We start from the raw sequence: 12,744 nt of genomic DNA, 5'->3' as shown, positions 1-12,744 counted from the left end.
GCGGTGAAGGGCACAGTCGGAGAGCTCGGCGAGTTCGGGCTCATCAGGGAGCTCACCTCCCGGCTCACCTCCACGCCCGCGGTGCGGATCGGGCCCGGCGACGACGCCGCGGTCGTCTCCGCCCCCGACCGGCGCGTGGTGGCCAGCACGGACATCCTGCTCGAAGGACGTCACTTCCGCCGCGACTGGTCGACGGCCTACGACGTCGGCCGCAAGGCCGCCGCCCAGAACCTCGCCGACATCGCCGCCATGGGCGCCGTGCCCACCGCGCTCCTGCTCGGCCTCGTCGTACCCGCCGAGCTCCCCGTCACCTGGCCCACCGAACTCATGGACGGACTGCGCGACGAATGTCAGGTCGCCGGCGCCGCGGTGGTCGGCGGCGACGTGGTCCGCGGCGACACGATCACCGTCTCCATCACCGCCCTCGGCGACCTGCGCAACCACGACCCGGTCACCCGCGGCGGAGCCCAGCCCGGAGACGTCGTCGCCTACACCGGCTGGCTCGGCTGGTCCGCCGCCGGCTACGCGGTGCTCTCCCGCGGCTTCCGCTCCCCGCGCGCCTTCGTCGAGGCCCACCGCCGCCCCGAGCCGCCGTACCACGCGGGCCCCGCGGCGGCCGGCCTCGGCGCCACCGCCATGTGCGACGTCAGCGACGGCCTGATCGCCGACCTCGGACACATCGCCGAGGCCAGCAAGGTCCGCATCGACCTGCGCTCCGGCCTCATCGACATCCCCAGCCAGATGAACGACATCGGCCAGGCCGTCGGCGTCGACCCGCTCCAGTGGGTGCTCACCGGGGGAGAGGACCACGCGATCGTCGCCACCTTCCCGCCGGACGTGAAGCTCCCCGCCCGCTGGAAGGTCATCGGCGAGGTCCTCAACCCCTCCGCACTGCCCCAGGTGACCGTCGACGGCGCGCCCTGGCACAGCAAGGGCGGCTGGGACCACTTCGGCGGCGCCGAATGACCTCCCGGCCGCCCCTGGTCCTCACCGTCGCCGGATCCGACTCCGGCGGCGGCGCCGGCATCCAGGCCGACCTCAAGACCATGCTCGCGCTCGGCGTCCACGGCATGAGCGTGATCACCGCCGTCACCGCCCAGAACTCGCTGGGCGTCCAGGGCGCCTGGGAACTGCCCGAGGAGGCCGTACGGGCCCAGTACCGGGCCGTCGTCGACGACATCGGCGTCCAGGCGGTCAAGACCGGCATGCTGGCCTCCGCCGTGCTGGTGGAGACGGTCGCCGAACTCCTCGCCGGGACGGCCGGGGCCACGGGCGTGCCCGTCGTGGTGGACCCGGTGGGCGTCTCCAAGCACGGGGACCCGCTGCTCGCGGCCTCCGCGCTCGACGCCGTCCGCACGAAGCTGCTCCCCGTCGCGACCGTCGCCACCCCGAACCTGGACGAGGTGGCGCAGCTCACCGGCCTCGCCGTCGAGGACGAGGCCGGGATGCGGCGGGCGGCCGAGGCGATCCTGGCGTACGGGCCGCGCTGGGCGCTGATCAAGGGCGGACACCTCGCGGCCTCGGCCGAGGAGGCCGTGGACCTGCTGACGGACGGCTCGGAGGAACTGTGGCTGCGCGCCCCGCGCCACGACAACCGGCACACCCACGGGACGGGCTGCACGCTCGCCTCGGCGGTGGCGTCGGGGCTCGCGAAGGGGCTGACGGTGCCGGAGGCCGTACGGCAGGCGAAGACCTATGTGACGGGAGCGATCGCCGCCGGCTTCGCGCTGGGCGGGGGCATCGGCCCGGTGGACCACGCCTGGCGCCTGCGCTGAGGCGTCCCCGGGACATGGCCCCGGGCATGGCAAAAGGCCGGTTCACCGAGGTGAACCGGCCTTTCAAGGCAACCGCAGGGCTGCGCTACGACGAAACGTCGGCGGGGCTGTCCCCGCTTGACGCGGGGGAGCACCAATTAGCGCGAGACCTTGCCGGCCTTGATGCACGAGGTGCAGACGTTGAGCCGCTTCGGCGTCCGACCGACCACGGCACGCACACGCTGGATGTTCGGGTTCCAGCGACGAGACGTACGGCGGTGCGAGTGCGAAATGTTGTTGCCGAAGCCCGGCCCCTTGCCGCAGACGTCGCAGTTGGCAGCCACGGGTCACTCCAAAGACTTCAGATTTACAGTGAAATCCGGCGCACCGGATCGGATCAGGGATCTGAAGTGGCTTGCCGGGGGAATGGCCCGACTGTGCCGGGCAACCGAAGCAGCATACAACGACTGCTTCCGTGGAACGAAACTACCACGGTCCGCCGGGCCCCCGCCCCGGGCTCCGGACGGACGCGGGTCTACCCTGCGGTGAACCCACCGCGAAGCACAGGAGGACCACCCGTTGCCGCGAGCACCGCAGACCCTCGACGCCGAAGCGGTCCGATCCTGGTGCGCAGGGGCGCTGGCGGCGCTCGGCAGGGAGCGCGAGGAGATCGACGCCATCAACGTCTATCCCGTCGCGGACGGCGACACCGGGACCAACCTGTACCTGACCGTCGAGTCCGCGGCCCGGGCCGCCGACGAGGCCTTCGCCGAGGGAGCCCCGGAGGCCCCCGACGTGGCGGAGATCATACGGGCGATGGCCCACGGCGCGCTGATCGGCGCCCGCGGCAACTCCGGCACCATCCTCTCCCAGCTGCTCCGCGGCATGTCCGCGGTCCTCGCCGAGGGCGGCGACGGCGACCACCTCGCCCGCGCCCTCGCGAGCGCCGCCGAGGCGGCCCGCCGGGCCGTCGCCCACCCCGTCGAGGGCACCCTCCTCACCGTCGCCGACGCGGCGGCCGCCGCCTGCGCGGCCGGCGGGGAACTCGTGACGGTGGCCAGGAGGGCCTACGAGGGGGCGAGGACGGCCCTGGAGCACACCCCCGGGCAACTGGACGTACTGCGCCGCGCGGGCGTCGTGGACGCCGGAGGACGCGGTCTGGTCGCGGTGCTCGGCGCGCTCGTGGAGGCCCTGACCGGCGAGGCGCCGACACCCTTCGCCGAACCCGCGCACGGACCGGTCGTCCTCGGCGACTGCCTCTCCGGCGCGGGCCCCGCCTACGAGGTCATCTACCTTCTTGAGGCCGAGGACGCCGCCGTGGACACCCTGAAGCGCCGCCTCGACGACCTGGGGGACTCCCTGGTCGTCGTCGGCGGCGACGGGCTGTGGAACGTCCACGTCCACGTCGACGACGCCGGCGCGGCGGTCGAGGCCGGCGTCGAGGCGGGACGCCCGTACCGCATCCGCGTCACCCACTTCGAGGCCCGCCCGGAACCCGCCGGGCGCGCGGTCGTCGCCGTCCTGCCCGGCGACGGCCTCGCCGGACTGTGCGCCGAGGCCGGCGCGACCACCCTGGTCGCCCGCCCCGGCGAGACGCCGACCGGCACCGACCTCGCCGAGGCGATCCGCCGGGCCCACGCCCGCGAGGTCGTCCTGCTGCCCAACGACACCGAGCTGCGGCAGATCGCCGCCGCGGCCGCCGAACAGGTCAGGGCCGAGGGCATCCGGGTCGCCCTCATCCCCACCCGCGCCGCCGTCCAGGGCATCGCCGCCCTCGCCGTCCACGAACCCGACCGCCGCTTCGACGAGGACGTCGTCGCCATGACGGCCGCGGCCGGCGCCACCCGCTACGCCGAACTCGCCGTCGCCGAACGCCAGTCCTTCACCTCGGCCGGCGTCTGCCAGGCCGGCGACGTCCTCGGCCTCATCGAGGGCGACGTCGCCGTCATCGGCCAGGACCTCACCGTCACCGCCGTCACGGTCCTCGACCGCATGCTCTCCGCGGGCGGCGAGCTGGTCACCCTCGTCATCGCCGACGACACGCCCGCCGGCCTCGCCGCGACCCTCGAACAGCACGTCCGCACCACGTACTTGGCCGTCGACACCACCGTCTACCACGCGGGCGAGGGCGCGCCGCCGCTGCTCGTCGGCGTCGAGTAGCCCGGGCGGCCGCGAGGATCGCCGTCGCGGCGGCGCGACGGGTGTCAGTCCCGTGGTGTGCAATGGATCGCGTGCCTGCGCTCGACGAACCACTCAAGAAGCTGCTCGGCGCCGCCACCGCCAAGGTGACGGCCGAGGCTGTGCCTGCCCGGGGGACGACCCCCGGACCCCCGGCGGTGAGGGCTGCCCGGGTGCGGGCCCGAAGGAGCCGTCATGCAGCTCGCTGACCCGCTCAAGAACCTGCTCGGCGCCGCCACCGCCAAGGTCATGGCCGAGCACATGGACCTGCACACGGTCGGCGACCTGCTCCACCACTACCCCCGGCGGTACGCCGAGCGCGGCGAGCTGACCGCGCTGGCCGACCTGCCGCTGGACGAGCACGTCACCGTCGTCGCCCAGGTCGCCGACGCGCGCGTGCACACCTTCAACAAGGGCGGGCGCGGCAAGGGCCAGCGCCTGGAGGTCACCATCACCGACGGCAGCGGCCGGATGCAGCTGGTGTTCTTCGGCCGCACCGTCCACTTCCACCAGAAGGAACTGCTGCCCGGCCGGCGCGCCATGTTCGCCGGCAAGGTCGGCGTCTTCAACCGCCGCCTCCAGCTCGCCCACCCCGAGTACAAGCTGCTCGACGCCGACAGCGGCACCGAGACCGTCAAGGCCTTCGCGAGCGAGCTGCTGCCCATCTACCCGGCGTGCAAGCAGCTGGAGTCCTGGACCATCGAGCAGTCCGTCGGCATCGCCCTCGACTCCATGGCCGCCACCGGCTGGGAGGGCCTCGTCGACCCGCTGCCGCCGGCCCTCCGCGAGGGCCGCGGCCTCACCGACCTGCCCGACGCGCTCACCCGCATCCACCGGCCCCGCACCAAGGCCGACATCGCCGCCGCCCGCGACCGCCTCAAGTGGGACGAGGCCTTCGTCCTCCAGGTCGCGCTCGCGCGCCGCCGCCACGCCGAGACCCAGCTCCCCGCCGTCGCCCGCCGCCCGGCCCCCGACGGCCTGCTCACCGCCTTCGACGCCAGGCTCCCCTTCACCCTCACCGAGGGCCAGCAGAAGGTCTCCCGGGAGATCTTCGACGACCTCGCCACCGACCACCCCATGCACCGCCTCCTCCAGGGCGAGGTCGGTTCCGGAAAGACCATGGTGGCCCTGCGCGCCATGCTCGCCGTCGTCGACGCCGGAGGGCAGGCCGCCATGCTCGCGCCCACCGAGGTCCTCGCGCAGCAGCACCACCGCTCGGTGACCGAGATGATGGGGGAGCTCGCCGAGGGGGGAATGCTCGGCGGGGCCGAGCACGCCACCAAGGTCGTGCTGCTCACCGGTTCCATGGGCGCCGCGGCCCGGCGGCAGGCGCTGCTCGACCTGGTCACCGGTGAGGCCGGGATCGTCATCGGCACGCACGCGCTCATCGAGGACAAGGTGCAGTTCCACGACCTCGGTCTGGTCGTGGTCGACGAGCAGCACCGCTTCGGCGTGGAACAGCGCGACGCCCTCCGCGGCAAGGGGAAGCAGCCGCCGCACCTGCTCGTCATGACGGCCACGCCCATTCCCCGCACCGTCGCGATGACCGTCTTCGGCGACCTGGAGACCTCCGTCCTCGACCAGCTGCCCGCCGGCCGGTCCCCGATCGCCAGCCACGTCGTGCCCGCCGCCGACAAGCCGCACTTCCTGGCCCGTGCCTGGGAGCGGGTCCGCGAGGAGGTCGAGGCCGGGCACCAGGCGTACGTGGTGTGCCCGCGCATCGGCGACGAGGAGGACCAGAAGTCCCGGAAGAAGGCGAGTCCCGAGGACGAGGCCGAGAAGCGTCCGCCGCTCGCCGTCCTCGACGTCGCCGAGCAGCTGCGGGCCGGTCCGCTCGCCGGGCTGCGCGTCGAGGTGCTGCACGGCCGGATGCACCCCGACGACAAGGACGACGTGATGCGCCGCTTCGCCGCCGGCGAGGCCGACGTCCTGGTCGCCACCACCGTCATCGAGGTCGGCGTGAACGTGCCCAACGCCACCGCCATGGTGATCATGGACGCCGACCGCTTCGGCGTCTCCCAGCTGCACCAGCTGCGCGGCCGCGTCGGCCGGGGCTCCGCCCCCGGTCTCTGCTTGCTCGTCTCCGAGATGCCCGAGGCCAGCTCCGCGCGGCAGCGGCTGAACGCCGTCGCGTCCACCCTCGACGGCTTCGAGCTCTCCCGGATCGACCTCGAACAGCGCCGCGAGGGCGACGTCCTCGGCCAGGCCCAGTCCGGCGTCCGCTCCTCGCTGCGGGTGCTCGCCGTCATCGAGGACGAGGAGGTCATCGCCGCCGCCCGCGAGGAGGCCACCGCCCTCGTCCTCGCCGACCCCGGCCTCACCGGCCACCCCGCGCTGCGCACCGCGCTCGACGCGCTCCTCGACAAGGACCGGGAGGAGTACCTGGAGAAGGGCTGACCGCCGCACGGCCGTCTCCCTCCCGCCCGCGCCGCCCTAAGCTATTGCCTACGCAACGGCTTATGGATGACGAGGACCCCAGATGACCCGCGTGATCGCCGGCACCGCCGGCGGACGCCGACTCGCGGTGCCCCCGGGCACCGGTACCCGGCCCACCTCCGACCGGGCGAGGGAAGGTCTCTTCTCCACCTGGGAGTCCTTCCACGGCCTCGCCGGCGCCCGCGTCGCCGATCTCTACGCGGGCTCCGGAGCCGTCGGCCTGGAGGCGCTGTCCCGCGGCGCCTCCCACGCCCTGCTCGTCGAGGCCGACCAGCGCGCCGCGCGCACCGTGCGCGAGAACATCCGCTCGCTGGGGCTGGCGGGCGCCGAGTTCCGTACGGGCAGAGCGGAACAGATCGTGTCGGGACCGGCGCCGGCCGAGCCGTACGACCTGGTCTTCCTCGACCCGCCGTACGCGGTCGCCGACGACGATCTTCGGGAGATCCTCCTCACAATGCGCTCGGGGGGCTGGATCGCCGAGGATGCCCTCGTCACCGTGGAGCGCAGCACCCGCGGCGGCGAGTTCGGCTGGCCGGACGGCTTCGCACCCCTGCGGGCCCGTCGCTACGGCGAAGGCACGTTTTGGTACGGTCGCGCCGCCTCTACGTGCGAAGACGCACGATGACCGGACCGGAGAGCGAGGGAACCAAGTTGCGCCGCGCCGTCTGTCCCGGGTCGTTCGACCCGATCACCAATGGACACCTCGACATCATCGCCCGCGCCTCCAAGCTGTACGACGTCGTGCACGTCGCGGTGATGATCAACCAGTCGAAGAAGGGCCTGTTCACGGTCGACGAGCGGATCGAGCTGATCCGCGAGGTCACCGCCGACTTCGGGAACGTCGAGGTCGAGTCCTTCCACGGCCTGCTCGTCGACTTCTGCAAGCAGCGCGACATCCCCGCCATCGTCAAGGGACTGCGGGCCGTCAGCGACTTCGACTACGAGCTGCAGATGGCCCAGATGAACAACGGCCTCTCGGGCGTGGAGACGCTGTTCGTGCCCACCAACCCGACGTACAGCTTCCTGTCGTCCTCCCTGGTCAAGGAGGTCGCGGCCTGGGGCGGCGACGTCTCCCACCTGGTGCCGCCCGCGGTGCTCTCCCGGCTCACCGAGCGGCTCGCCGAGAACCGCTCGGGGCAGTGACCGCCGGCCACCGCCGCTGACGCTCCGTCACCTGGTCCCGGACAGGGGCCGACTGGCCTTACAGTCGTCCCGTCCGTCTCCATCCAGCTGTAGAGAGTGGCGAGCACCGGTGGACGTGCAGAAGAAGCTCGACGAGATCGTCGCGACGGTCCGGAGCGCCCGCTCCATGCCCATGTCGGCGTCCTGCGTGGTCAACCGTGCCGAGCTGCTCGCGCTGCTCGAAGAGGTCCGCGAGGCCCTGCCGGGCTCCCTCGCCCAGGCGCAGGAGCTGCTCGGCGGGCGCGAGCAGATGGTCGAGCAGGCCCGCAGGGAGGCCGAGCGGATCATCGAGGCCGCCCACGCCGAGCGCGGTTCGCTGATCTCCGACACCCAGGTGGCCCGCCAGTCGCAGGACGAGGCCGAGCGGATCCTGGGCGAGGCCCGCCGCGAGGCCGAGGAGATCCGGGCCGAGGCCGACGACTACGTCGACTCCAAGCTCGCCAACTTCGAGGTCGTCCTCAACAAGACCATCGCCTCCGTCGACCGCGGCCGCGAGAAGCTCCTCGGCCGGGGCCCCGGCGTCGACGCGGAGGGCTACGCCGACGAGGACGCCCCCGAGTACAGCGCGGACCCGCAGACCCTGATCCAGCGGGCCGACTCCTACGTGGACGCCAAGCTGGGCGCCTTCGAGGCCGTCCTCAGCAAGACGCTGGAGGCGGTCGGCCGCGGCCGGCAGAAGCTGCACGGCCGGATCGCCAGCGACGCCCTGGGCGAGCACATGGCCGCACAGGACGCGGCGGGCAACCCGCTGCACACCAGCGACGCCGACTACCTGGCCGGCCTCGCGGAACTGGCCGACCCGGAGCCGGCCGCCGAGCCCCAGCCGGTGCAGATCCCGGCGCAGCAGGTCCAGCCAGACCCGTACGGGTACCAGCAGCAGCCCGTCCAGGACCCGTACGGCTACCAGCAGCCGGTCCAGGACCCGTATGCCGGTGCGGGCACCGGCTCCGCCGGAGCGGCCTACGCCGCGCCCTACGCCGCGCAGCAGGCCGACCCCTACGCGTACCAGCAGCAGTACGGCTACGAGCAGCCGCAGGCGCAGCCCCACGTCCAGCAGCAGCCGCCGTCCGCGGCGCTGGACGAGACCAGCTTCTTCGACACGAGCATGATCGACCTGGAGCAGCTGCGCCGCTACGAGCAGGGTCACTGACCCGGATTGGGCCCTGAGCGAAGCGTCCAGTATTCTGGCTGTTCGGTCGCGCGTATGTCCGCGATCAGTGCTGCCCGCGCAAGGCAGCCCCTCACGTTGTGAACGATCCGAAAGCAGGAAGAACCCTGAGCACGCGCCTTGACCATCGCAACCCCCTCGTGTTCGACACGCACGAGCTGGGGCGGCGTCCTGGTGCCATGCAGCGGCTCTCCCGCACGGTCGACGCCCCCGGTGACCTGGGGATCGCGGGGGTCATCGCGGTGCCCGAGGGCGCCCCGGTGGAGATCGAGCTCCGTCTCGAGTCGGTCATGGAAGGGGTGCTTGTCACAGGCACCGCCCGTGCATCGGCCGAGGGGGAGTGCGTAAGGTGTCTGGAGCCCGTCGAGCTGGAGCTCGACGCGGACTTCCAGGAGATGTTCTCGTACCCCGACTCCGACGACCGGGGCCGCGTCAAGGCGGCCGCGGACGACGAAGCCGAGGACGACGAGGACATGATCCCCCTCGAGGACGGCATGTTCGACCTCGAGCCCGTGCTGCGCGATGCGGTGGTGCTCGCACTGCCCATGCAGCCGGTGTGCCGGGAGGACTGTGCAGGTCTGTGTTCCGAGTGCGGAATCAACCTGAACGACAACCCGGACCACCACCATGACGCCGTCGACATGCGTTGGGCGGCACTGCAGGGACTCGCCGGTTCACTGGGAGCCGACGAGAAGGACAACATGAGCGATGCCGCATCCGGTGTCGACGAGAAGCAGGAGAAGTAGCCGTGGCTGTTCCGAAGCGGAAGATGTCGCGCAGCAACACGCGCCACCGCCGGTCGCAGTGGAAGGCTGCGGTCACCCCCCTGGTTTCGTGTGAGCGGTGCCAGGAGCCGAAGCAGCAGCACATCGCGTGCCCGAGCTGCGGCACCTACAACAAGCGCCAGGTCCTCTCCGTCTGAGGGGCCGGTGAGAGGCACGATGTCTGACCACGTCAATTCGGCCTCGTCCCACACGCTTCTGGAAGGGCGGCTCGGGTATCAGCTCGAGTCCGCCCTTCTGGTGCGTGCGCTCACCCACCGTTCGTACGCGTACGAGAACGGCGGTCTGCCCACCAACGAGCGGCTGGAGTTCCTCGGGGACTCGGTGCTCGGCCTGGTGGTCACGGACACGCTGTACCGCACCCACCCCGACCTGCCCGAAGGCCAGCTGGCCAAGCTGCGGGCCGCGGTGGTCAACTCGCGTGCGCTGGCGGACGTGGGCCGCGGCCTCGACCTTGGCTCGTTCATCCGGCTCGGCCGGGGCGAGGAAGGCACGGGCGGCCGGGACAAGGCGTCCATCCTCGCCGACACCCTCGAAGCGGTGATCGGCGCGGTCTATCTCGACAAGGGCCTCGACGCGGCGTCCGAGCTGGTGCACCGGCTCTTCGACCCGCTGATCGAGAAGTCCTCGAACCTCGGCGCCGGCCTGGACTGGAAGACCAGCCTCCAGGAGCTGACCGCGGCCGAGGGGCTCGGCGTTCCGGAGTACCTCGTCAGCGAGGAGGGGCCGGACCACGAGAAGACCTTCACTGCTGCTGCCCGCGTCGGTGGTGTCTCGTACGGCACCGGCACCGGCCGCAGCAAGAAGGAGGCGGAGCAGCAGGCGGCGGAGTCCGCGTGGCGCGAGATCCGCGCCGCCGCGGACGAGCGTGCGGCGGCGGCGGCGAAGGCCGCGGCCGAGGCCGAGAACGCCTCCGACGAGCAGGCCACGGCCTGACCCCTTCGTTCCATCCTTCGTTTTCCGACGCTGCCCCCGCCCCCTGTCCAGGGGACGGGGGCAGCGTCGTGTCAGGGCGGTTGTAGGCTGCGGGCATCAGCCGAAGAGAGCCGTCCGGAGGAGTCCCGTGCCCGAGTTGCCCGAGGTCGAGGTCGTACGACGCGGTCTTGAGCGGTGGGTCGCGGGCCGGACCGTCACGGAGGTGGAGGTGCTGCACCCGCGGGCCGTGCGGCGCCATCCGGAGGGTGCCGCGGACTTCGCCGCACGGCTGAAGGGACAGCGCTTCGGGATCGCCCGGCGGCGCGGCAAGTACCTGTGGCTGCCGCTCGAGGGCGGTGAGGCGTCCGTGCTCGGCCACCTCGGGATGAGCGGCCAGCTGCTCGTGCAGCCCGAGGACGCGGCGGACGAGAAGCACCTGCGGATCCGGATCCGCTTCGCCCCGTCCGGCGGCGACCTCGCCGCGGGCGTGGCCGGGACCGAGCTGCGCTTCGTCGACCAGCGGACCTTCGGCGGCCTCTCGCTGCACGACACCGCCCCGGACAGTGCCGACGGGCTCCCGGACGTCATCGCGCACATCGCGCGCGACCCGCTGGACCCCGCCTTCGACGACGCGGCCTTCGCCACCGCGCTGCGGCTGCGGCGCACCACGGTCAAGCGGGCGCTGCTCGACCAGTCGCTGATCAGCGGGGTCGGCAACATCTACGCGGACGAGGCGCTGTGGCGGTCGAAGCTGCACTACGAGCGGCCGACGGCGACGATCACCCGGCCGCGGGCGGCCGAGCTGCTCGGGCACGTCAGGGACGTGATGAACGCGGCACTCGCGGCCGGCGGCACGAGTTTCGACAGCCTGTACGTGAACGTGAACGGCGAGTCGGGCTACTTCGACCGGTCCCTGGACGCGTACGGGCGGGAAGGCGAGCCGTGCCGGCGGTGCGGCACTCCGATGCGCCGGCGCCCGTGGATGAACCGCTCCAGCTACTTCTGCCCGCGCTGCCAGCGCCCGCCGCGCGTCACGCTCTGATGCGCGCGGGGTGACCGGCGCTACGGCGCGGCCGTCGCCGGCTGCCCGTTGTCGTAGCTCTCGCGGGCGGCGAGCACCTCGTCCATCCGGCCTTCGACCAGGTGGATCAGGCCGAGCAGCTGGTCTGCGACCTCGCGGCCGAGCGGCGTGAGGCGGTAGTCGACCCGCGGGGGATTGGTGGGCTGGGCGTCACGGTGGACGAGGCCGTCGCGTTCGAGCGCGTGCAGCGTCTGGGACAGCATCTTCTCGCTCACGCCGTCGACCCTGCGCCGCAGCTCGTTGAAGCGGAACGTGCCCTCGTGGAGCGCGCCCAGGATCAGGCTGCCCCAGCGGCCGGTCACGTGCTCCAGGGTGCCGCGCGAGGGGCAGGACTTCGCGAACACGTCGTAGGCGAGGTCGTCAGTCATGCACCTACCATACGCGCGCGCAGCGCTGTGCGCCAGGAAGCGCTAACTCCTCTATTGCGCTTTCCAAAAGTTAGTGCTCTACTTCCTGTCGTTCCCCTGCCGTCCTTCACGCCTTTCGCCGAGGAGTCCCTCCATGACCACCCCCGTCGTCTCCATCGCCTACCACTCCGGTTTCGGCCACACCGCCGTCCTCGCCGAGGCGGTCCGTGCCGGTGCCGCCGAGGCCGGCGCCACCGTCCACCTGATCAGGGTCGACGAGATCACCGACGCGCAGTGGGAGCTCCTCGACGGCTCCGACGCGATCGTCTTCGGCTCGCCGACCTACATGGGCACCGCGTCCGGCGCGTTCCACCAGTTCGCCGAGGCCTCCTCGAAGCGCTGGTTCGCCGACGCCTGGCAGGACAAGCTGGCCGCCGGATTCACCAACTCCGGCTCGAAGAGCGGCGACAAGCTGCACACCCTGCAGTTCTTCCAGACCCTCGCCGGCCAGCACGGCATGACCTGGGTCAACCTCGGTCTCAAGCCCGGCTGGAACACCAGCGAGGCCTCCGAGAACGACATCAACCGCCTCGGCTTCTTCTCCGGCGCCGCCGCCCAGACCCACAACGACCTGGGCCCCGAGGGCGTCCACAAGGCCGACATCGCCACCGCCGAGCACCTCGGCCGCCGTGTCGCCACCACGGCCCGCACCTTCGTGCTCGGCAAGGCCGCGGCCTGACCGGCCCGACCAGGGTCCACACGCGGAAGGGGCCCGGCACCGTTTCGGTGGCGGGGGCCCTTCGCCCACGGGTGAGGGCGGGGGGGAGCGGGGTCCGAAAACAAAAGCCCTGGTTCCCCACCGACCACCATCCCCTAAGTTGGAACCCCCCCCCCACACCCT

The 12,744-nt window shown here is 72.2% G+C and carries 14 protein-coding genes; 12 read left to right on the top strand and 2 right to left on the bottom strand.

Features of this window, described 5'->3' with window-relative positions; genetic code table 11:
- Positions 1-3 precede the first annotated feature (3 nt).
- Both ACFWJO_RS09365 and thiD read left to right on the top strand, forming a co-directional pair.
- Positions 4-966: a thiamine-phosphate kinase gene (locus ACFWJO_RS09365; protein WP_384417007.1), complete on the top strand. Its 963-nt coding sequence runs from the start codon at positions 4-6 to the stop codon at positions 964-966.
- On the top strand, positions 963-1,775 hold the full coding sequence (thiD, locus tag ACFWJO_RS09360; protein ID WP_386864136.1) for a bifunctional hydroxymethylpyrimidine kinase/phosphomethylpyrimidine kinase: 813 nt from the start codon (positions 963-965) through the stop codon (positions 1,773-1,775). Before ACFWJO_RS09365 ends, thiD begins: the two co-directional genes overlap by 4 nt.
- A gap of 137 nt (positions 1,776-1,912) precedes the next feature.
- On the opposite strand, the gene rpmB is transcribed toward thiD, so the two are convergent.
- Positions 1,913-2,098 (bottom strand): 50S ribosomal protein L28, encoded by a 186-nt coding sequence (gene rpmB, locus ACFWJO_RS09355; RefSeq protein ID WP_003957616.1) that lies wholly within the window; start codon positions 2,096-2,098, stop codon positions 1,913-1,915.
- Between the two features lie 235 nt (positions 2,099-2,333).
- Between rpmB and ACFWJO_RS09350 the strand changes: the two genes are divergently transcribed.
- From ACFWJO_RS09350 to mutM, 9 genes are all read left to right on the top strand, one after another.
- Positions 2,334-3,914, top strand: a complete 1,581-nt coding sequence (locus ACFWJO_RS09350) for a DAK2 domain-containing protein (RefSeq protein WP_386864135.1) — start codon at positions 2,334-2,336, stop codon at positions 3,912-3,914.
- A gap of 213 nt (positions 3,915-4,127) precedes the next feature.
- Entirely contained in the window at positions 4,128-6,329 is a 2,202-nt protein-coding gene (recG, locus tag ACFWJO_RS09345) for an ATP-dependent DNA helicase RecG (protein WP_386864134.1), read from the top strand.
- An 82-nt stretch (positions 6,330-6,411) separates the two neighbouring features.
- A complete protein-coding gene (gene rsmD / locus ACFWJO_RS09340) occupies positions 6,412-6,993 on the top strand; it encodes a 16S rRNA (guanine(966)-N(2))-methyltransferase RsmD (RefSeq protein WP_386864133.1) in 582 nt (193 codons plus the stop codon).
- A gap of 26 nt (positions 6,994-7,019) precedes the next feature.
- Positions 7,020-7,511, top strand: a complete 492-nt coding sequence (gene coaD, locus ACFWJO_RS09335) for a pantetheine-phosphate adenylyltransferase (RefSeq protein WP_384417042.1) — start codon at positions 7,020-7,022, stop codon at positions 7,509-7,511.
- Between the two features lie 109 nt (positions 7,512-7,620).
- Positions 7,621-8,700 carry a cell division initiation protein gene (locus ACFWJO_RS09330; protein ID WP_386864132.1) on the top strand — a complete coding sequence of 360 codons (1,080 nt, stop codon included), beginning with the start codon at positions 7,621-7,623 and terminating at the stop codon, positions 8,698-8,700.
- Between the two features lie 158 nt (positions 8,701-8,858).
- Positions 8,859-9,464 (top strand): YceD family protein, encoded by a 606-nt coding sequence (locus tag ACFWJO_RS09325; RefSeq protein ID WP_386864216.1) that lies wholly within the window; start codon positions 8,859-8,861, stop codon positions 9,462-9,464.
- Positions 9,465-9,466: 2 nt separating this feature from the next.
- Entirely contained in the window at positions 9,467-9,640 is a 174-nt protein-coding gene (rpmF, locus tag ACFWJO_RS09320; protein WP_030195083.1) for a 50S ribosomal protein L32, read from the top strand.
- Positions 9,641-9,659: 19 nt separating this feature from the next.
- Positions 9,660-10,436, top strand: a complete 777-nt coding sequence (gene rnc / locus ACFWJO_RS09315) for a ribonuclease III (RefSeq protein ID WP_386864131.1) — start codon at positions 9,660-9,662, stop codon at positions 10,434-10,436.
- Between the two features lie 127 nt (positions 10,437-10,563).
- A complete protein-coding gene (gene mutM / locus ACFWJO_RS09310; RefSeq protein ID WP_386864130.1) occupies positions 10,564-11,457 on the top strand; it encodes a bifunctional DNA-formamidopyrimidine glycosylase/DNA-(apurinic or apyrimidinic site) lyase in 894 nt (297 codons plus the stop codon).
- Between the two features lie 20 nt (positions 11,458-11,477).
- Here the strand turns inward: mutM and ACFWJO_RS09305 are convergent, their stop codons facing one another.
- The gene (locus ACFWJO_RS09305; protein WP_386864129.1) at positions 11,478-11,864 is read right to left on the bottom strand and encodes a winged helix-turn-helix transcriptional regulator; all 387 of its coding nucleotides are present in this window, start codon (positions 11,862-11,864) and stop codon (positions 11,478-11,480) included.
- Between the two features lie 133 nt (positions 11,865-11,997).
- Here ACFWJO_RS09305 and ACFWJO_RS09300 point away from each other — a divergent pair, with 133 nt between their 5' ends.
- Entirely contained in the window at positions 11,998-12,582 is a 585-nt protein-coding gene (locus ACFWJO_RS09300; RefSeq protein ID WP_386864128.1) for a flavodoxin family protein, read from the top strand.
- Positions 12,583-12,744 lie beyond the last annotated feature (162 nt).

The organism is Streptomyces sp. NPDC127092, assembly GCF_042722475.1.
GTDB lineage: Bacteria > Actinomycetota > Actinomycetes > Streptomycetales > Streptomycetaceae > Streptomyces.
Note: the sequence above shows the minus strand (reverse complement) of the source record. Positions and strands in the feature narration are given on the sequence as shown.